At 69.1% G+C, this 20,727-nt stretch carries 14 protein-coding genes; 9 read left to right on the top strand and 5 right to left on the bottom strand.

Going from position 1 to position 20,727, the window contains the following annotated elements:
• Positions 1 to 28 precede the first annotated feature (28 nt).
• On the bottom strand, positions 29 to 571 hold the full coding sequence (locus ACWGJP_RS03905) for an ECF transporter S component (RefSeq protein WP_452328437.1): 543 nt from the start codon (positions 569 to 571) through the stop codon (positions 29 to 31).
• Between the two features lie 138 nt (positions 572 to 709).
• Here ACWGJP_RS03905 and ACWGJP_RS03900 point away from each other — a divergent pair, with 138 nt between their 5' ends.
• A complete protein-coding gene (locus ACWGJP_RS03900; RefSeq protein WP_452328436.1) occupies positions 710 to 3,745 on the top strand; it encodes a S8 family peptidase in 3,036 nt (1,011 codons plus the stop codon).
• A 172-nt stretch (positions 3,746 to 3,917) separates the two neighbouring features.
• Here ACWGJP_RS03900 and ACWGJP_RS03895 read toward each other — a convergent pair whose 3' ends face one another.
• Both ACWGJP_RS03895 and ACWGJP_RS03890 read right to left on the bottom strand, forming a co-directional pair.
• Complete coding sequence (locus ACWGJP_RS03895) at positions 3,918 to 4,835, bottom strand: pirin family protein (protein WP_452328435.1); 918 nt, start codon at positions 4,833 to 4,835, stop codon at positions 3,918 to 3,920.
• Complete coding sequence (locus ACWGJP_RS03890; RefSeq protein WP_452328434.1) at positions 4,832 to 5,134, bottom strand: GNAT family N-acetyltransferase; 303 nt, start codon at positions 5,132 to 5,134, stop codon at positions 4,832 to 4,834. Before ACWGJP_RS03890 ends, ACWGJP_RS03895 begins: the two co-directional genes overlap by 4 nt.
• Positions 5,135 to 5,214: 80 nt before the next feature.
• On the opposite strand from ACWGJP_RS03890, the gene recQ reads away from it, so the two are divergent.
• On the top strand, positions 5,215 to 7,212 hold the full coding sequence (gene recQ, locus ACWGJP_RS03885; protein ID WP_452328433.1) for a DNA helicase RecQ: 1,998 nt from the start codon (positions 5,215 to 5,217) through the stop codon (positions 7,210 to 7,212).
• A 12-nt stretch (positions 7,213 to 7,224) separates the two neighbouring features.
• On the opposite strand, the gene ACWGJP_RS03880 is transcribed toward recQ, so the two are convergent.
• The gene (locus ACWGJP_RS03880) at positions 7,225 to 8,490 is read right to left on the bottom strand and encodes a TetR/AcrR family transcriptional regulator (RefSeq protein ID WP_452328432.1); all 1,266 of its coding nucleotides are present in this window, start codon (positions 8,488 to 8,490) and stop codon (positions 7,225 to 7,227) included.
• A 141-nt stretch (positions 8,491 to 8,631) separates the two neighbouring features.
• On the opposite strand from ACWGJP_RS03880, the gene ACWGJP_RS03875 reads away from it, so the two are divergent.
• From ACWGJP_RS03875 to ACWGJP_RS03855, 5 genes are all read left to right on the top strand, one after another.
• The gene (locus ACWGJP_RS03875; protein WP_452328431.1) at positions 8,632 to 9,930 is read left to right on the top strand and encodes an MFS transporter; all 1,299 of its coding nucleotides are present in this window, start codon (positions 8,632 to 8,634) and stop codon (positions 9,928 to 9,930) included.
• Entirely contained in the window at positions 9,930 to 11,711 is a 1,782-nt protein-coding gene (locus ACWGJP_RS03870) for a glycoside hydrolase family 3 protein (protein WP_452328430.1), read from the top strand. The genes ACWGJP_RS03875 and ACWGJP_RS03870 overlap by 1 nt, the downstream gene beginning before the upstream one ends.
• Positions 11,712 to 11,925: 214 nt before the next feature.
• Positions 11,926 to 15,240, top strand: a complete 3,315-nt coding sequence (locus ACWGJP_RS03865; RefSeq protein WP_452328429.1) for a choice-of-anchor G family protein — start codon at positions 11,926 to 11,928, stop codon at positions 15,238 to 15,240.
• Positions 15,241 to 15,312: 72 nt separating this feature from the next.
• Positions 15,313 to 16,125, top strand: coding sequence for a DUF5819 family protein (locus tag ACWGJP_RS03860; protein WP_452328428.1), 813 nt, complete (start codon positions 15,313 to 15,315; stop codon positions 16,123 to 16,125).
• The gene (locus ACWGJP_RS03855; protein WP_452328427.1) at positions 16,122 to 17,240 is read left to right on the top strand and encodes an HTTM domain-containing protein; all 1,119 of its coding nucleotides are present in this window, start codon (positions 16,122 to 16,124) and stop codon (positions 17,238 to 17,240) included. The genes ACWGJP_RS03860 and ACWGJP_RS03855 overlap by 4 nt, the downstream gene beginning before the upstream one ends.
• 1 nt (position 17,241) lies before the next feature.
• On the opposite strand, the gene ACWGJP_RS03850 is transcribed toward ACWGJP_RS03855, so the two are convergent.
• Positions 17,242 to 17,658 carry an OsmC family protein gene (locus ACWGJP_RS03850; RefSeq protein WP_452328426.1) on the bottom strand — a complete coding sequence of 139 codons (417 nt, stop codon included), beginning with the start codon at positions 17,656 to 17,658 and terminating at the stop codon, positions 17,242 to 17,244.
• Between the two features lie 150 nt (positions 17,659 to 17,808).
• Here ACWGJP_RS03850 and ACWGJP_RS03845 point away from each other — a divergent pair, with 150 nt between their 5' ends.
• Together ACWGJP_RS03845 and ACWGJP_RS03840 are read left to right on the top strand one after the other, a co-directional pair.
• Positions 17,809 to 19,863 (top strand): acyl-CoA dehydrogenase family protein, encoded by a 2,055-nt coding sequence (locus ACWGJP_RS03845; RefSeq protein ID WP_452328425.1) that lies wholly within the window; start codon positions 17,809 to 17,811, stop codon positions 19,861 to 19,863.
• A 291-nt stretch (positions 19,864 to 20,154) separates the two neighbouring features.
• Positions 20,155 to 20,724, top strand: coding sequence for a DNA-3-methyladenine glycosylase I (locus ACWGJP_RS03840; RefSeq protein WP_452328424.1), 570 nt, complete (start codon positions 20,155 to 20,157; stop codon positions 20,722 to 20,724).
• The last annotated feature ends 3 nt before the right edge of the window (positions 20,725 to 20,727 follow it).

Raw genomic sequence — 20,727 nt, 5'->3', positions numbered from 1 at the left:
CACCCTTACCTGGCGTGCGGAGGTGGCGTCAGTGCCTGGCGACACCCGCGCGCCGCAGCGCGCTGCCGATGCCGAGCCCTGCCAGAGTCCAGGCGATGGGGCCGAGCACGGAGACGATGAGGTAGGCGATCTGCGCCCAGACGGCGAGCTTGCCGAGATCGACGGCGAAGAAGACCACCGCGGCGACGAGCACGCCGATCACCGCAGCGGAGATGAGGAACCGCCATGCGCCCCACGCCCGATAGCGGGTGAGCGCGGCGACGCCCTCCTGGATGCCGCCGAACAGCAGCGCCGTGCCGAGGAAGCGCAGCGTCCACGCCGGGTTGAACGCACTGGCGATCAGAGCCGCGAAGATGTGCGCCGACAGCGCCACGAACGGCCGTCGCAGCACCTCCTGGGCGATGATGCCGGGGAGCACATGCGAGCCGAGGACCAGGCCGTACGCCCACGGGGCCGTCACGATGACGAACGGCGTGATCAGACCGGCGATGCCGCCGAGGATGCCGGTCGCGACGCCGATTGCTGCGCAGACGAGGAGCACGCGGGTGGTCAGGACGGGGCTCTTCGGCACCCGTCAAGCCTACTGGCCGGGAGACATGCGACGTTCGTCTAGGAAATCTTCCGGTCTCTGGCGCGCCGCCGGACGCGGGTCTACGTTGAGCGTCGATGCGGCAAAGCCCGCCGCATCGCAGACCCACGGGAGAGCACCATGGCACGAACTCCTCTCCGACTCGCGGCGGCCGCAACCCTGGCCGTCCTGTTCGTCGGATCGACCGCAACAGCCACGTCTGCGGCAGAGGGGGTGACGCATCCCGCACCCGTAGAGGGCACGCCAGGTCATTACATCGTCGTGATGAAGGGCGACCCCGTCGCCACCTATGCCGGCGACATCTCCGGTCTGCGCTCCACGGAGCCCGCCGAGGGCGAGCAGCTCGACGCGAGCAGCCAGGAGTCCAAGGACTACATCGCGCATCTCAAGAAGAAGCAGGACAAGCTCGCGCAGAGCACGGGGGTGGCCCCGGACAACACCTACCAGGTGACTCTCAACGGCTTCAGCGCCGATCTCACCGGCGAGCAGGTCGACGCCCTCCGCGCCTCGAAGGACGTCCTCGACGTGTTCCCCGACGAGATCCGTCACCCGGATGCGGTCACCTCGACGGAGTTCCTCGGGCTCGGCGACGACCGCAAGGGCAAGGGCGGCGTCTGGCGGGACGTCGGAGGGGTGAAGGATGCCGGAGAGGGCATCGTCGTCGGCGTCATCGACACCGGCATCGCGCCTGAGCACCCGTCGTTCGCGGGCGACGCTCTGAAGGCCCCGAAGAAGAAGAACAAGGACGCCTACACCGACGGCGAGTACGTCTACTTCGATAAGTCGGACGGCGCGACGTTCAAGAGCGCCATCGTCGAGGCGCAGGACTGGGATGCCTCCGCGTACTCGACCAAGCTCATCGGTGGCCAGTACTTCTCCGCCGGGGCGGAGGCGAACGGCTTCGACTTCCAGTACGACTATCTCTCGCCGCGTGACGGCGACGGCCACGGATCCCACACGGCGAGCACCGCGGCCGGCGACTTCAAGGTCGACGCGTCCGTCGAGGGCGTCGACTTCGGCACCGTCTCGGGTGTCGCGCCCGCCGCGAAGGTCGCCATGTACAAGGCCTGCTTCGTTGGCCCCGACCCGCTCGTGACCACCGATGACATCTGTGCGCTGAGCGACCTCGTCGCCGCCATCGACCAGGCCGTCGCCGACGGTGTGGACGTCATCAACTACTCCATCGGCGGCGGCTCGGCCCAGAGCATCCTCGAGCCGGACGACATCGCGTTCCTGAACGCAGCGGCCGCCGGCGTGTTCGTCTCGGTGAGTGCGGGCAACGACGGCCCTGACCCGGTCACGGCCGACCACGCCTCGCCCTGGTACACCACGGTCGCGGCATCCACGATCCCCACCTGGGAGGGCACCGTCGAGTTCGACGGCTTCGCCGAGGCCGGAGCGAGCGTGAGCGTGCCCTTCGGCGAGGAGGTCACCGGACCGTCCGTCTTCGCCGGTGACGCCGCGCTCGCCGAAGGGGCGAACCTGTGCCTGCCCGGCACGCTGGACCCCGCGAAGGCCGAGGGTCGCATCGTGGTCTGCGAGCGCGGAGAGAACGCGCGAGCCGAGAAGTCGGAGGTCGTGAAGGACGCGGGCGGCATCGGCATGGTGCTCGTCAACGTCCCCGGCGGCTCGGATTCTCTCGACAACGACTTCCACGCGGTTCCGACCGTGCACCTCGCCGCCGCGCATCATGATGCCGTGCTGTCGTACGTGCAGGGCGGCACCGACCGGCCGATCACGCTCATCGGCGACAACGTGACCGACGAGGTCACGCCCACGCCGCAGATCGCCGGCTTCTCGAGCCGCGGCCCGATGAACGCCGATGGATCCGACGTCATCAAGCCCGACATCGCAGCCCCCGGTGTGGCGATCCTCGCCGCAGGGCACAACGCGAAGGGCGAGGAGCCCACGTTCGAGATCCTCTCCGGCACCTCGATGGCCTCGCCGCACATCGCAGGTCTCGCCGCGCTGTACCTGGGCGAGAAGCCGAAGGCGTCGCCGGCGGAGATCAAGTCCGCGATGATGACGACCGCCTACGACACCGTGCTGGCGGACGGCTCGGCCAACACCGACCCGTTCGAGCAGGGCGCGGGGCAGGTCGACGCGGAGCGCTACTTCGATCCCGGCCTGCTGTACCTGAACACCACGGGTGACTGGCTGAGCTACATCGAGGGGACCGGCCGGGTGGCCTTCGACGGCGTGGAGCCCATCGACGGCAGCGATCTGAACATCCCCTCGATCGCGATCGGCACCTTCGCCACCGAGCAGACGGTGACGAGGACGGTGACCGCCGCGAAGGCGGGCACCTACAAGGCATCCGTGTCGATCCCCGGCGTCGACGTCACCGTCTCGCCGTCGACGCTGAAGCTCAAGAAGGGTCAGTCGGCGTCCTTCACGGTCACCTTCGACAACGCCTCCGCTCCGGTGGAGGAATGGGCCACGGGCTCGCTGACGTGGACGGGCAGCGAGAAGAAGCATCCGACCACCGTGCGGATCCCGCTCGCCGTGTTCCCGGTGACCGCGGATGCTCCGGCCGAGGTGTCCGCGACGGGAGCCGACGGCTCCACCACGGTGGACATCCTGCCGGGTCTCGACGGCGACCTGCCGCTCAACCTGGCCGGGCTGTCGGCGTTCACGGTGCTGGCGGATCCCGACAACCCCGTCGAGGGGCACTCGGGTGACGAGAACTCCGGCGACGAGAACAAGGATGTCGCGTGGATCGTCGACGTTCCGGAGGGCACGCAGCTCTCACGGTTCGACCTCGACTCCTCCGACGACACCGGCAGCGACCTCGATCTGACCGTCTACCGGGTGGTGAGCCCCGACGACCTGCGCTACTACCAGCGCTGGCAGTCGGCCACCGCATCGGCCGATGAGCAGGTCACGGTGCAGACCCCGGTCGCAGGCACCTACCTCGTGGTGGCGAACGTGTACTCCACCTCCGCGCCGATGACGTGGGACATGACCTACGCCAACGTGCAGCCGGAGGGCGAGGGCGCCTTCACCGCGACGCCGAACCCGCTCAGCGTGACGAGCGGGGTCGACACGAGCTACGAGCTGTCCTGGTCGGGGCTGGAGGCAGGCACGCGCTACCTCGGCGTCGTACAGTACGACGACTCCGACGTGCGGACGATCGTCACGGTCGACGCGCCGTAGCGCGTACGTCGAAGGGGTCGGATGCTTCGGCATCCGGCCCCTTTTCGCGCGCTCGTCTCCCGCTCGCTGAGCCTGTCGAAGCGTGCGTTCGGGTGGGTTCCCTTCGACAGGCTCAGGGAACGATGCTCGCTGAGCCTGTCGAAGCGTCCCGCTCGCTGAACCTGTCGAAGCGTCAGATCCTCCGTCGCCGGGGCATCAGGTGCACGTTCGGCAGCTCGGGCGCCGGCACGCGCTCCGCGCCGTGCGTGATCACGTGACCGAAGCGGGTGGCGGAGGCATCCGGATCCTCCCAATCCGCACGCGCCTGCGCGATCTCCTCGTGCGTGCGCGCGGCGAAGTTCCACCACATCACCAGGTCCTCGTCGAAGGGCTCGCCGCCGAGGACGAACAGCAGGGCGCCCTCCGTGCTCGTCACCGTCACGGCGTCCCGTGCGTCGCCCAGGTAGAGCAGCTCATTGCGGACCAGCGCCTCGCCGTCGAACGAGGCTTCGCCCTCGACGAGCAGCACGGCGTGCTCCCACTCCGGCCGCAGCGGAAGCTCCACACGTCCTCCCGCACGCAGCGACACCTCGGCGCCGACGATCGGCGTGTGCACGGTCGCGGGGGAGCGGACCCCGGCGAACTCGCCGAGCAGCACCGTCGCGATGGCATCCGAACCCAAGTGCACCTGCGGCAGGTCGGCGTGCTGCTCGAAGGCACCGTCTCCGTGGCGGACGGACTCCGGAAGCACGACCCAGAACTGCAGGGCGTCCAAGGGGATGGGGTCGTCCGTGAGCGAATACTCCGAGTGGGAGATGCCGTTGCCGGCCGTCATGAGATTGAGCTGGCCGCGGCGAAGCGTGACGTCGCTGTCGACCGAGTCTCGGTGACGCATGTCACCCACGAGCGGCCAGGTGACGGTCTGCAGCCCGATGTGCGGGTGCGGCTCGACGCGCATGCGCACGGGGCCAGGACCGAAGCGGTCGAGGAAGCACCATGCGCCGACCGTGGGGAGGTCCTTATGGGGGAGCGTCCGCAGCACGTTCATCGCGCGGACGCCGCCGAGCGGCACCTCGCGCGGTTCGAGCGGGATGCGTCGAGGGCCGATCATTCGCCCGGCACCTGGGGCCAGCGGATTTCCACGCCGTCCACCACGTGTGACTTCAGATATCCGGCGATGTACGGGCAGTAGGGAACGATGGTGTGGCCGGAGGAGACGGCATCGGCGAGGGCGCTCGATGCGAGGATGCCGGCCAGACCCATGCCCTGGAATGCCGGGTCGATCTCGGTGTGCGTGAACAGGATCTCGCCGGGGCGGCGGCGGAACTCCGCGAAGCCGGCGAGGGTCTCGCCCACGCGGATCTCGTACCGGGACTGCTCCTCGGCGAGGGCGACGGTGGTGTCGGTCATGGGTGCTCCTTCCCGTCCCGACCACCCTAAGCCTGTGAGCGGGGCGAGTGGATGTCCCTGCGGGTCGTTACGCTGGAGGGATGCCGCAGAATCCCCGTGACCCCTACGAGGATCTGCCTCTGCCCGACGAGCCGTGGGACAACGCCTACCCGCCGGAGGAAATGGACTGGATCCCGCCGCAGGACGGCTGGGAGCCCCCGCTGGACTGGGGTTCTGGGCCGATGACCCCTGCTGCGGGTGCGGCCGTGCGCGGCGCGGCCCCGTCGCGGTATGCCACCGCTCTCGAGGCGCTGCACACCGTCTTCGGCTACGACGCCTTCCGCGGCGACCAGGCGGCGATCGTCGAGCAGGTGATCGGCGGGGGGGATGCCGTCGTGCTCATGCCGACCGGCGGCGGCAAGTCGGTCACGTACCAGGTGCCCGCGCTCGTGCGCGAGGGCACGGGCCTCGTGATCAGCCCGCTCATCGCGCTCATGCACGACCAGGTCGACGCCCTGCGTGCGAACGGCGTCAACGCCGCGTATCTGAACTCCACGCAGTCGATCGACGAGCGCCGCGAGGTCGAGCGCGCCTACGTCGCCGGCGAGCTCGATCTCCTCTACGTCGCACCGGAGCGGCTTTCGAACGCCGCGACCACGGCGCTGCTGCAGCGGGGCGCGCTGAGCGTCATCGCCATCGACGAGGCGCACTGCGTCTCGCAGTGGGGGCACGATTTCCGGCCCGACTATCTCGGGCTCGGCGATCTCGGCGAGCGGTTCCCCGGTGTGCCGCGCATGGCGCTCACCGCGACCGCCACGAGGGCGACCCATCAGGAGATCACCGAGCGGCTGCAGCTGGGCAGGGCCGCCCACTTCGTCGCGAGCTTCGACCGTCCCAACATCCAGTACCGCATCGTCCCGAAGGTCGAGCCCCGCAAGCAGCTCGTCTCGTTCATCCGCTCGATGCCGGATGGCGCTGCGGGCATCGTCTATGCGCTCAGCCGCAAGTCGGTCGAGCAGACCGCCGATCACCTCGCCGCGCAGGGCTTCGATGCGCTGCCGTACCACGCCGGGCTCCCCGCAGAGGTGCGAGCGGCGAACCAGTCGCGCTTCCTCCGCGAGGACGGCGTGGTCATGGTCGCCACCATCGCGTTCGGCATGGGCATCGACAAGCCGGATGTGCGCTTCGTGGCGCACGTGGATCTGCCGAAGTCCGTCGAGGGCTACTACCAGGAGACCGGTCGTGCCGGTCGCGATGGCGAAGCATCCATCGCCTGGATGGCCTACGGCCTCGGCGACGTCGTGCAGCAGCGCAGGCTCATCGATCAGAGCCCCGGCGACCGGACGTTCAAGATGCGCATGGGGCAGCACCTCGACGCCATGCTCGCCCTCTGCGAGACGGTGGAATGCCGCAGGCAGAACCTGCTCGGATACTTCGGGCAGGAGTCCGGCGCGTGCGGCAACTGCGACACCTGCCTGGAGAAGCCGGACACCTTCGACGGTCTGGTGCCGGCGCAGAAGCTGCTCTCGACGATCGTCCGTCTCAAGCGCGAGCGCAACCAGGCCTTCGGTGCCGGTCACCTCATCGACATCCTGCGCGGGGCGTCGAACGACAGGATCCGGCAGCAGCGGCACGACCAGCTCGCGACCTACGGGATCGGCAAGGACCTCTCCGACCAGGACTGGCGCAGCGTCGTCCGTCAGCTCCTCGCCCGCGGCATCCTCGTCGCGCAGGGCGACTACGGAACGCTCGCGCCGGGCGAGGCGGCGCAGGGAGTTCTGCGCGGCGAGACTCCGGTGCCGTTGCGCAAGGACGCCATGGGGCGCACCGCGGGCGCGGCCCGCGCGCGCAAGGCATCTGCCGCAGACACGCTCGGCGAGGGCGATCGCGGCCTCTTCGAGGCGCTGCGCGCCTGGCGTGCGGAGACCGCGCGCGAGCAGGGGGTGCCGGCGTACATCGTCTTCGGCGATGCCACGCTCCGGGCGCTGGCCGAGCATCGTCCTTCGACGCAGGCCGACCTCGACGGCATCACCGGCATCGGTGCCAAGAAGCGCGAGGCCTACGGCGATGCCGTGCTCGCGGTGATCGCCGCGTCCTGACCGCCTGCCGGGTCAGGAGGGGAGGACGTCCGCCAGATGCGCCTCGAGCTGGGCGGCGACATCGACGGCATCCCGGTCGTACAGCCACTGGTACTGCAAGCCGTCCCAGAGAGCGATGAGCCAGATCGCCTCCTGCTCTGGGTCGCGGTGCGCGGGCAGGGCGCCCTCGGCCTGAGCGATCCGGAACAGTTCGCGGAACTGGTCGAGCGCGCGCGAGAACCGGGAGGTGAAGTACTCGTGCGCCGGATGCGAGGCGGGCACGGCCTCGCAGGACAGCACGGCGTACACCTCGATGAGGCCGGGTGCGCCGATCGCGTTCTCGGCCGCACCGGAGGGAAGCGCGCGCAGCTCCTCGGCCGCGGTCGCGCCCTGGCGGTACGCCGGCCGTGAAGAGATCGAGCGGTCGCGCTCGGCGAGCACGGCGCCCAGCAGCGACTCCTTGGTCGGGTAGTGGTGCATGAGCGTCGACTTGGACACGCCCACCTTCTCGGCGATGTCGCGCAGGCTGGTGTCGCCGTAGCCCTCTTTGGCGAACAGTGCCATTGCATCAGCGACGATCTTCGCCCTCTTGCGGCGGCCGGATGCGTAGCCCGACTCCTCCTCGGCGGGGAAGACCTCGTCGATCGGGGGCAGGGGGGAGGGCACCGCCTCTGTCTGCTCCTCGTTCGGCTCTCGCCATCCGAGCGGCAGTGTCAGGTGTCCCTCGTGCGCCTCGAGCATGGTGGCGACGTCGACGCGACCGGGCAGATACTGCTCCAGCAGCTGGAGTCCGTCCCATGCGGCGGCCACCCGGACGGCCTCGCCGCGCGGGTCCCTCTCCTCGGAGATGGTGCCGTGCAGGATCGCATCCTCCATCACCTCGGTGGACATCGCGATCAGCCGTGCATAGCGATCGCGCATGGCCTCGTGCGCGGGATGGGATGCCGTCGACGCCTCGCCGGTCAGCGCGGCGAAGAGGGCCAGGTAGCCGCGGGTCTGCTCGTTGCGGCGGGCGATCTCGACGAACGGGAAGCTGCCGGGCTCGCCGGCGGCCGCGATCAGTTCGGCGGCTTCGACGTTCGCCTCCTCGAACGATTCCACGATCGTCGTGAGCAGCTCGTCCTTCGAGGCGAAGTGCTTGAGGAGGCCGGGGTGGCTGACGCCGGCCGTCACGGCGATGCTCCGCAGAGAGGTCGACCGGTAGCCGTACGCGATGAACATCTCACGCGCGGCGATCATGATGCGCGCGCGGGTCTGCGCTGTGCTCGCCTGGCGCGGCTTCGGCACTGCAACGATCATCGCCGACCCTCCTTCCGACCCATCCTATTCTCACTGATTACCAATCGGACGAGATTCGGTTACCAAAAGGACGGGTTTCATGTATTCTCGTCCGAGACGCCGCGTCGCAGAGGACAAGCGGCACACCCGAGAGGACCACCCATGACAGAGATGTCATCCGCCGCGACCGCCGCGGCCGTCGGCACGACCGGCTTCAAGGCGCCGGGAACGACCCCTGACAAGACCCCCCGTGGCTACACGCCTGCGCTCGCCGGTGTGAACTTCGGTGTCTACCTGGCACTGCTCACCCCGGTGATGGTGTCGATGGCGTTCAAGATCCAGCGCCTCGACCCCGAGGGCTATACCGGCAGCCTGGGCCTCGTGCTGGGCGTCGGCGCCTTCTTCGCGATGATCTGCAACCCTCTCGTCGGGCGCCTCTCCGACCGCACCACCTCGCGCTGGGGCATGCGCCGGCCGTGGATCCTCGGCGGCGGCCTCGTCGGCCTCGGCGGCTTCGTCGTCATCGGCGTCGCCGACTCGGTCTGGGTCGTCCTGCTGGCGTGGTGCCTCGTGCAGGGCGCGATGAACGCCGTGCTCGCCGCCGCCAATGCGACCCTCCCCGATCAGGTGCCAACGCACAGCCGCGGCAAGGTCTCCGGCATCATCGGCATCACCACCCCGATCGCGATCCTCGCGGGCAGCTTCATCGTCAACTACCTGCCCGGTGACTTCGAGCGCTTCGTGGTCCCCGCCGTCATCTCCACCGTGCTCGTCATCGTCTTCGTGCTCGTGCTCAAGGACCGCCGTCTCGCCGAGAAGCCCGCCGAGAAGTTCACGGTCGGCCTGTTCTTCCGCTCGTTCATCTTCAACCCGCGCAAGCACCCCGATTTCGGCTGGACCTGGATCACCAAGTTCTTCGTCATGTTCGGCTACGCCGGCGTCGCCACGTACCTGCCGTACTTCCTGCAGGACAAGTTCGGTCTGGACGAGCAGGCGGCGGTGTCCACGATCCTCCTCGCCAACGTCGCATCGACGATCGCGATGGCGCTCTCCGCCCCGCTCGGCGGCTTCTTCTCCGACAAGGTCGGCAAGCGCCGCCCCTTCGTGGCGATCGCCGGCGCGATCATGGTCGTGGGGCTCCTGCTCCTCGCCTTTGCCCCCAGCATCGCGGTCGTCATCGTCGCGCAGGCCATCATCGGCCTCGGCGCAGGCTCGTTCCTGTCGGTCGACCTCGCCCTGGCCACCGAGGTCCTCCCGAACCCCGCGGACACCGCGAAGGACCTCGGCGTGCTGAACATCGCGAACGCCCTGCCGCAGTCCATCGCTCCGGCCATCGCCCCGGCGATCATCGCGATCGGCGCGGCCACGCCGCTGGGCGGGTATTCGGTCTGGTACATCTTCGGCGCGCTCATCGCGCTGCTGGGCGCCGTGCTGGTCTATCGCATCAAGGGCGTGAAGTGATGACGGATGCCGTGACGATCCAGGCGGCAGAGGATGCCGTCGCCGAGCGCCCCTGGCTCGACACCGACCTCGACGTCGACACCCGTGTGCAGCTCCTTCTCGACGCCATGACGATCGAGGAGAAGGCGGGCCTCTTCTTCCATACGATGATCGGGCTGAACGGCGTGGACGAGGGCAACCCTGCCTTCGGGCTCCCCTCGGCGCGGGAGTTCGTCGAGGGCCGGTTCATGAACCACTTCAACCTGCTGGGCGCGGCCCCGACGGCGCGCGACATCGCCGCGTGGCAGAACGAGCTCCAGCGCCTCGCGGCATCCACCCGCCTCGGCATCCCGGTGACTCTCTCGACCGACCCGAGGCACTCGTTCAGCGATAATCCCGGCGCGGCGATCATGGCGGGTCCGTTCTCGCAGTGGCCCGAGACGATGGGGCTCGCAGCGATCCGCGACGAGGCGCTCGTCGAGCGCTTCGGCGACATCGCCAGGCAGGAGTACACCGCCGTCGGCCTGCGCGTCGCCCTGCACCCGCAGGTCGACCTCGCCACAGAGCCGCGCTGGGCCCGCGGCACGGCGACGTTCGGCGAGGACGCGGAGCTCACCTCGAAGCTGGGGGCGGCCTACATCCGCGGATTCCAGGGCTCCTCCTTCGGCCCTGGTTCCGTCTCGACGATGACGAAGCACTTCCCCGGTGGCGGCCCGCAGAAGGACGGCGAGGACCCGCACTTCCCCTACGGTCGCGAGCAGGTCTACCCCGGCGGGCAGTTCGAGCTGCATCTGAAGCCCTTCGAGGCTGCCTTCGAGGCCGGCGCGCGGCAGATCATGCCCTACTACGGCATGCCCGTGGGCACGGAGTACGAAGAGGTCGGCTTCGGGTTCAACAAGTCGGTGATCACCGGGCTGCTCCGCGAGCGCTACGGCTTCGACGGTCTGGTCTGCACCGACTGGGGGCTGATCACGGATGCCGAGATCTTCGGCGACCCCCATCCCGCAAGGGCATGGGGCGTGGAGGATCTCACGCCGAAGCAGCGCGTGAAGAAGGTGCTGGATGCCGGTGCCGATCAGTTCGGCGGCGAGGCGTGCCCGGAGCTCATCCTCGAGCTGATCGCCGACGGCGAGATCTCCGAGGAGCGGCTGGACGTCTCGGCGCGTCGGATCCTGCGCGAGAAGTTCGAGCTCGGCCTGTTCGAGGACCCGTACGTGGACGAGGACGCCGCCGATGAGATCGTCGGCAGCGTCGAGTTCCGCGCGGCGGGCGAGGCGGCGCAGCGGGCATCGTTCACGGTGCTCACGAACAGTGGTGTCCTGCCCTTCGCGCGCGGACTGAAGGTCTACGCCGAAGGCGTCGATCAGGCGGTCCTCGCGGAATACGCAGAAGTGGTGACCACACCGCAGGAGGCGGATATCGCCGTGCTCCGGCTCCAGGCTCCGTTCGAGGAGCGCGCGACCGCGTTCGAGAACTTCTTCCATGCGGGCTCGCTGGCCTTCCCCGATGAGGTCATCGCTCACGTCAGGGATGTCTCGTCCGTCGTTCCGACGGTCGTGGACGTGCTGGCCGATCGGCCGGCGATCCTCACGGAGATCGTGGATGCTGCCGCAGCCGTCCTGGTGAACTGGGGCGCCTCCGGCAGCGCATTGCTGGATGTCCTCACCGGTGTCGCCGCACCTCAGGGGCGTCTGCCGTTCGACCTGCCGCGGTCGATGGCCGCGGTCGAGGCATCCCGTCCCGATGTGCCCTTCGATACCACCGATCCGCTGTTCCGCTTCGGACACGGTCTCCGTCTGTAACGATCCGATATCGGATCCCCGAACGAGCGCTCCGCTTTTCCCGGCGGGGCGCTCGTTCTGTTCACCCCGTGTTTCGCCGTGTTTCTGAGAGTCGGCTGGACAGATGGGACCGGATACCGGAATACTGGCGGCACACGAGTCCTGTCGGTGAAGTTGCCGACTCCTGGGGAGGGTCTCGTGACGCGACATCGTTCGCATCACGGGAGGGCAAGAAATGACAAACAACAGGAGTGCTCTGCGCAAGCGCAGAGCCCTGGCAGTGGGGCTGGGTGGTCTCACGACCGCCGCGGTCATCGCGGGAGGGATCGTCGGGCCGCTCGCGGCTCAGGGTGCCCCCTCCGATGACTCGGAGGCTCTCGGCCAGATCATCCGCACAGAGCTGCTCGGGGGCGGGCTGCTCGACGTATCACAGGCGCTCGCCGGCAACCCCGGCGGACCCGCTGAGGTCGTCACACCGCTGAACCTGGAGCTCCTCGAAGGGCTCGAGGTCGACCTTGGCGGCGGCCTTCAGCTTCCGCTCATCACCGACGGCTCCGTGCCCGGTCTGCTGAACCTCGGGCAGGTGGGTCTGCTGAGCTCCTTCGCAGGGACGCCGGACGCCAACACCTCGACCGCGAGCGCCGGCGCGATCAGCGCTGATGGCTCGATCGCCATCGATGCCGACAACCCCGGCGACTTCGGCAACGCGACCGTCGACCTCACCGACGTCCTCGCCCAGCTCGGTCTCGACGAGATCACGGATGGCGTCGTCGACCAGCTCGGCCTCGAGATCGGTGCGCTGGCCTCGACCGCCACGGCAACCGGCGTCGCGAACGACGTCACCTTCGACTCCGAGTACGTCGCCACCGACCTCGGCCTCACGCTTTCCAGCCCGCTGCTCGGCGGCCTGGCCACCACGCTGACCAGCACCGTCGAGGGCGTCGGGGGGACGCTCGACACCGCGCTGGGCTCCGAGGGCGTCGTCGGGTCCCTGCTCGGCGACCTCGACATCGACCTGAGCGTCCTCGGGATCGGCGTCGCGATCAGCAGCGGCGACATCGGGGTGAACGGCCTCGATGCCGGCCTCTCCGCTCTCGCAGCCGAGCTGATCAGCGAGCCCCTGGAGGACACCTCCGGCATCGTCTCGATCAGCCTCGAGGACGGCACCATCGAGGTCGACCTCGCGCAGATCGCGGGGCCCGACGGCCTGAACGGGCTCGACCCGAACACGCTCGTGCTCGACGACACCACGATCAGCGCGATCACCACCGCTGTCGCGGAGGCGCTCGGATCGCTCACCACCAAGGTGACGACCGCCGTCACCGCTCTGCTCAACGAGACCGGCGTCACGCTGAACCTCGCGGCTGAGCTGTCGGCGCTCATCACGAGCGTGGACGCGACGATCACGATCGACGCGACCCTCGGCCAGCTGACGGGCACCGACTCCTCCGAGCCGACCATCGAGATCGACGCCGACGGCGGCCTCCTCGATGTGATCCTCGGCATCGTCGGCCTCTCGCTCAACGACCTCCTCGACGGCCTCGTCACGCCTCTCCTCGGAGTCGTCGTCGACCTGCTCGGCACGACGCTGAGCGGTGTCATCAACGGCGTCGGACCGGCGCTGAGCAGCACGCTCACCGGTGTCATCGACCCGCTGCTGGAGAGCCTCTCTCCGGTGCTCGAGGTGCTGAACCAGGTCGTGGAGATCACGGTCAACGAGCAGCCGGAGCCCGGCTACCTGGGTGACGAGTCCTTCACGGTCAACACGCTGAGCCTGGAACTGCTCCCGGCCGCTGCGGCGCTGAACCTGGACCTCGGCTCCTCGACGGTGCGCGCCCAGGCTCTGGATGAGCCGGACGGTGAGGTGAACGCCAACGCGTCCGCCTCGGCATCCGCATCGGCCGATGCCGACGACGACAGCAACGCCTCCGCACAGGTCGCAGCCCAAGCCGCCGCTCTCGCCGACGCCACCAGCACCGCCTCGGCGGCTGCTGATGTGACGGCGGACGCCGCTGCGGCGGTCGCGGCGACGGCTGACGCTTCCACCACTGCATCCTCCGACGCGACGACGGACGCCACCTCCTCGGCGGCCGTCGCAGCGCAGGCGGCGGCGCAGGCGGACAACTCCTCCTCCACCACGGCAGACGCGAGCTCTGCCGCGAGCGCGAACACGGCCGCTTCGGCCGAGGTCGCCGCCACGGCGACGTCGTCGAACGACGCATCGGCTACGGCCGCGGCGGATGTCGACGCGGATGCGGATGCTGACGCGGAGCTGAACACGAACGCCTCGGCGTCCGCGTCGGCTTCGGCGACGGCTGACCCCGACAACGATGTGGCGGCGCAGGCCGCTGCTGTCGCGGCCGCTCTCGCTGACGCCTCGACGACGGCGGATGCTGCGGCGACGGCGAACGCGGAGGCTGCGGCGGCGACGGCGCAGGCTTCGACGGCTGCGTCTGCAGATGCGACGACGTCGGCGAACGCCTCGGCATCCGTCTCGGCTCAGGCCGCAGCACAGGCGGACGCGACCTCCACCACGGCCGCAGACGCTTCGGCGGCTGCGGATGCGAACCCGAACGCCTCCTCCGCTGCTGCGGCGATCGCGACCTCCTCGCAGGACGCATCGACGATCGCAGCATCGGACGCGGATGCGGACGTGGACGCGGATGCGGATGCTGACGCGGAGCTGAACACGAACGCCTCGGCGTCCGCGTCGGCTTCCGCGACGGCTGACCCCGACAACGACGTGGCCGCTCAGGCCGCTGCTGTCGCGGCCGCTCTCGCTGACGCCTCGACGACGGCGGATGCCGCAGCCACGGCGAACGCAGAGGCTGCGGCCGCTGCGGCGGCGACGGCGCAGGCTTCGACCGCTGCGTCTGCAGATGCGACGACGTCGGCGAACGCCTCGGCATCCGTCTCGGCTCAGGCCGCAGCACAGGCGGACAACTCGTCCGACACGGCGGCGGACACCTCCGCCGCTGCCGACGCCAACCCGAACGCCTCCTCGGCGGCAGCCGCGACGGCCACGTCCTCCGCCACCGCCTCGGCGACGGCGGCATCGGATGCGGACGCATCGGCTGCGGCCGACCCGTCGGCAGCCGCGACGGCGACCGCCACCACGGCAGCGCAGGCGGAGGCATCCGCTGACGCGGACGCCGACCCGGAGCGCGTGCTCGGTCTGACCATCGAGCACCCGCGCCTGGAGCGCGGCGAGCAGCAGACCGCGACCGGAACGGGCTTCGCGCCCGGCGAGGTCGTGACCGGGGTCATGCACTCCACGCCGCTCGCCCTGGGCTCCCAGGTCGCCGACGACGCGGGTACGGTCACGTTCACGTGGACGATCCCGGCCGGCACGGAGCTCGGCACGCACCAGGTGATCCTCACGGGCGCGAGCTCGGGCGAGATCAGCGGAGCGTTCCAGGTCACCGCGGCAGGGCTCGCGGGCACCGGTTCCGACGCGCCGATGGGCTGGATCGCGCTGGGCGTGCTCCTGCTTATGGTCGGCGCAGGGATCGCCGTCGTGGCGCGTTCGCGCCGCGTCGCCGCCGAGTGAACTAGCACGGAGTGAAGGTCGGGGCCGTCTCCATGAGACGGTCCCGACCTTCGGTCATGAGGGAACCGAATGATGACGAACACTGAAGCGTCCGTTGAGCCGGAGGAGGCGGCGGCCGCTGTGGTCGTTGAGCCGCGGCCGAAGCGCGCCTGGTGGGTGAAGCTCATCGCTCTCGCCGCGTGCGTGCTGACGCTCTGGCACGTCTTCGCCTCGTTCCTGTGGATCGCGCCGTACTCCGCGGCACGCGAGATCCCCACGCAGCAGGTGCTGACCTCGTACATGATCCCGATGTTCGGGCAGTCCTGGAGCGTGTTCGCGCCTGAGCCGATCAACGGCGACTACCACTTCAACGTCCGGGCCGTGATCGAGGTCGACGGCGAGGAGGTGGAGACCGGCTGGGTGAGCGCGACGGACGTCGAACTGTCGATGCTCCGCTACAACCTCTTCCCTCCCCGCGCTGGCGTGCAGTCCAGCGAGGTCGCCAGCGGCCAGATGAACGCCTACAACAAGCTGAACGACGAGCAGAAAGCCGTCGCGGCGCTCGATTTCGACTCGGGCGACGGCGAGGCGTGGATGCAGCGCTCGTTCGACGAGCTCGAGGGCGATGGGCCGTCGACCGTCTCGTACATGCAGGCCGAGCACCTGGCGACCACGTACGCCACCCAGGTCGCGTATGCGATCTGGGGTGATGACGTCGTCGCCGTGCAGTACCGGGTGAGCAGGCAGAACGTCGTCCCCTTCGAGAACCGCAACGATCCGAACGCGCAGCGCCCCGACCCCACGTTCTCGACCACGGGCTGGCGGCTTCCGATCGAGGAGGACGGCCAGAACCGGCAGGCGTTCCGCGACGTCTTCCTCGCGCAGTTCGAGAGGACGCAGGGATGAGCGCTACCGAGCAGACGCCCCCGGCCTCCACTGCGGATGGCGCGCGCGAGCGTGCCGAGGCATCCTTCCCCGCGCGGGTGCTGGCCTTCGCCGGATCCCTGTTCGCCGGGTTCTGGGCGATGGTGCTGTCGGTCATCGACCGCGTCTCGGCGTTCGTCGAGGATTGGCTCTTCAACGGGAAGAAGGCGTTGTACGGCCTGGCCGTCACCCGCATCCTGTTCGGGCTGACCGCCGTCGGGCTGCTCGCCACGAACTTCAGCACCCGTCTGTACACGTTCGGGTCCGGCTCGGCCTGGAACGGCGAGCTCGCCGAGCCGGTCAGCGACTTCCCGAAGATCTGGTTCTTCAGCGCGTTCCATGCCGTGATGGGCAACGATGCGCTGTACACGCTGCTCTACGTGCTGCTCTTCGTGCTCGCGGTGCTCTTCACCGTCGGATGGCGGTTCCGCATCGTGCATCCGATCTTCTTCTGCATGTGGGTCGGGTTCATCGAAGCCAACGACATGGTCGGCGACCAGGGCGACAACATGTTCCGCATCGCCCTGCTGCTGCTCTTCTTCGCCGACCCCGCCGCGCGGTGGTCGTTCGATGCGCGCCGCAGGGCGAAGCACGGCGAGTGGTTCGCCCCCGGAGGGTCGTTCTCGCAGATCGGCACCGTCCTGCACAACCTCGCGCTCGTCGCGCTGACGGCGCAGGTCTGCTTCGTCTACGCCTCCGGTGCGCTGTTCAAGGCCGGCGGCGACCCCTGGGCCGAGGGCTACGCGGTGTACAACCCCCTGCACACGGCGCGCTTCGGCACGTGGCCGGTGCTCACCGAGCTCGTGACCTCATGGGGCCCCGGCGTCGTGATGCTGAGCTGGGGCTCGATCCTCATCCAGGTCGCCTTCCCGCTCATGCTGCTCACCCGCCCCACGAGGCTCGTCGGACTCATCGGCATCCTGTCTTTCCACATCGGCATCGCCGTGCTGATGGGTCTGCCCTGGTTCTCGCTGACGATGATCGCCATCGACGCCATCTTCATCAGAGACCGCACGTGGTCGCGGCTGAGCTCAGGAGTGGCCAGACGATGGCGGGATGCCGCTCACGCGCCGCCTCCGGAGCGTGTGACGCTCTGAGTCAGTCGGCGCGATAGGGCTCGGTGTGCACGTGGACGGTCGCGGATCCGCCGAGGAGCCGTGAGACCGGACAGCGGGCATGCGCCGCAGCGAGCACGGTCGCGGTCTCATCCTCGTCGGCGCCCTCCACCGAGAGGTATGCCTCGACGCGGAACTCGTAACCGCGCGCCGGGGCAGGATGCAGTTCCACCTCGACACGCACGGCGCTCCTGGTCGCACCGGCGAGCACGGCCTGCGCCGTGGCGTTCAGACACGTCGACCAGGCCAGGGCGAGCAGCTGCTCCGGATTGGATGCCGCCTGATCGAAGTCCGCGGCGAGAGGGGAGGAGACCTTCACCGACAGGCCTCCCGGCACGGCGCTGACGCCGTCTCCGCCGTCTCGGTTGATCGCCTGCGTGCGGTAGAGAGCGGTCGTCATGCCTCCACCGTACGGGCCGAATGTGGGGTCGGGACAAGGAGGCGGCGGCTCGGGCCGCGGGGCGATTAGAGGAAGCGCACAGGGTGCTTTGTCTGGGCTTGGAGGAGTTCTACGATCGACGCATCCTGACTTCTTCTGAGAGGATCCCCCATGGTCGACGCAGCCGTCCGCCCCTCGACGACTCCCTCCTCCGACGACGCCGTGCGCATCGACGTCCCTGTCGTGAACGATCTGCTCCTCGGCACCTGGGCGGAGACCCGCCGTGAGGCCCGTGCGCTGATCAAGGATCCGGCGTTCTGGCGCATCGACGACCTCGGCAAGGACGAGCACCGCGAGCGCGTGCTCGGTCAGCTCCACCTGCTCGTAGAGAACAAGGCGGTGCACAGGGCCTTCCCGAAGCGTCTGGGCGGCGAGGAGAACAACGGCGCGAACATCGCGGGCTTCGAGGAGCTCGTCGTCGCCGACCCGAGCCTGCAGATCAAGTCCGGTGTGCAGTGGGGGCTGTTCGGCTCCGCCGTGCTGCAGCTGGGAACAGCAGAGCACCACGACAGGTGGCTGCCCGGCATCATGTCGCTGGAGATCCCCGGCGCCTTCGCGATGACCGAGATCGGCCACGGCTCCGACGTCGCCGCGGTCGGCACGACGGCGACGTACGATCCTGCGACCGAGGAGTTCGTCATCCACACGCCGTTCCGCGCGGCGACCAAGGAGTACCTCGGCAACGCGGCCCTGCACGGAATCGCCGCGACCGTGTTCGCCCAGCTCATCACGAACGGCGTCAACCACGGCGTGCACTGCTTCTATGTGCCGCTGCGCGGCGAGGACGGCGTCGATCTGCCTGGCATCGGCCGTGAGGACGACGGGCTGAAGGGCGGGCTCAACGGGATCGACAACGGCCGGCTGAGCTTCGACCAGGTGCGCATCCCCCGGAAGAACCTGCTCAACCGCTACGGTGACGTGGCGCCGGACGGCACGTACTCCAGCGCGATCGACAGCCCAGGCAGGCGTTTCTTCACGATGCTGGGCACGCTCGTGCAGGGCCGCGTCTCGCTGGATGGCGCATCGTCGTGGGCATCCGCCCTCGGCCTGCACATCGCGATCACCTATGCGACGCAGCGCCGTCAGTTCGACGGAGCGGACGGCCAGGAGGTCGTGCTGCTGGACTACGGGAAGCACCAGCGCCGCCTGCTCCCGCGGCTCGCCACGACCTACGCGCAGATCTTCGCGCACGACGAGTTCCTGCAGAAGTTCGACGGCGTGTTCTCCGGGGCGACAGACACTCCGCAGGATCGCGAGGACCTCGAGACGCTCGCCGCCGCGCTGAAGCCGCTGTCCACGTGGCATGCGCTCGACACGCTGCAGGAGGCGCGCGAGGCGTGTGGCGGCGCGGGCTTCATGTTCGAGAACCGTCTCGTCGGCCTTCGCCAGGACCTCGACATCTACGTCACCTTCGAAGGCGACAACAACGTCCTGCTCCAGCTCGTGGGCAAGCGCCTGCTCACCGACTACGCGCGGCAGTTCAAGGGCAAGGATGCTGCAGCGCTGGCGAAGTTCGCCGTCGGCCAGACGGCGGGCAAGGTGTTCCACGGCGCGGGGCTCCGGCAGTTCGGTCAGGCCGTCGCCGACTTCGGCTCCACGGCGCGCTCGGTGGAGAACGGGCTGCGCGAGGAGCAGCAGCACGAGCTGCTGGCCGACCGCGTGCAGCAGATGGTCGCTGACGTCGCCGGCCGTCTGCGCCCGGCGGGCAAGGACAAGGCGCTCGGTGAGCGGCTGTTCAACGAGAACCAGGCCGAGCTCATCGAGGCCGCGCGGGCGCACGGCGAGCTGCTGCAGTGGGAGGCGTTCACGGATGCCGTGAACGGCGTCGGCGACGAGGACACGAAGACCGTGCTGACCTGGCTGCGCGACCTGTTCGGGCTGCAGCTCATCGAGAAGCACCTCGCCTGGTATCTCATCAACGGCAGGCTCTCCGCGCAGCGCGCGGCGGCCGTCTCCCGCTACATCGACCGGCTGTGTGCGCGGCTCCGTCCGCACGCGCTCGACCTCGTCGGCGCGTTCGGCTATGAGCCGGAGCACGTGCGCGCGCCGATCGCGAGCGGCGCCGAACAGCGTCGTCAGGACGAGGCGCGCGCGTACTACGCCGACCTCGCCGCCTCCGGAGCGGCGCCGATCTCGGAGAAGGCACTCAAGAAGCAGCAGCGCTGACGCGGCAGAGCTCGCCGAGCGTCCCCCCGCTCGCTGAGCGTCCCCCTCCGCTCGCTGAGCGTCCCTTCATAGCTCGCTGAGCTTGTCGAAGCGTGCGGTCGGCCCTCCCTTCGACAGGCTCAGGGAGCGGGAGCTTCATAGCTCGCTGAGCTTGTCGAAGCGTGCGGAAGGTGTCCCGTTCGCGGAGCGGGAGCTTCATAGCTCGCTGAGCTTGTCGAAGCGGGCGGTCGGGCCTCCCTTCGACAAGCTCAGGGAGCGAAGGATGGGGGAGGCCCCCGCTAGCCTGGCGGAATGACCTCTCTTCTCACCGGTGACGACGGCCGGGCGCGGTGCGCGTGGGTCGGATCGGATGCCGAGTACCAGCGCTATCACGACGAGGAGTGGGGCACCCCGCTGCACGGTGACAGGGCGCTGTTCGAGAAGATGTCGCTGGAGGGCTTCCAGGCCGGGCTGAGCTGGATCACCATCCTGCGCAAGCGTCCCCGGTTCCGCGAGGTGTTCTCCGGCTTCGTCCCTGAGGCCATCGCGGAGTTCGGCGACGAGGACGTCGAGCGGCTGATGCAGGATGCTGGGATCATTCGCAACAGGGCGAAGATCCTCGCGACCATCGGCAACGCACGGCTGGTGACCGAGATGGCGGAGGGCGAGCTCGACGAGCTGATGTGGTCGTTCGCCCCGCCGCCGCGCACCAGGCCGCGCGCATTCGCGGACGTGCCGGCGGTGACCGAGGAGTCGACAGCCATGAGCAAGGCGCTGCGCAAGCGCGGATTCCGCTTCGTCGGAGCCACCACGATGTACGCGCTGATGCAGTCCGCCGGCATGGTCGACGACCACATCGAAGGCTGCTGGCGCGCGCGCTGATCG

The sequence above is a fragment of the Microbacterium sp. NPDC055903 genome (genome assembly GCF_053615555.1).
The sequence above is the reverse complement of the archived record's forward strand: the minus strand, read 5'-3'. Positions and strand labels throughout refer to the sequence as shown.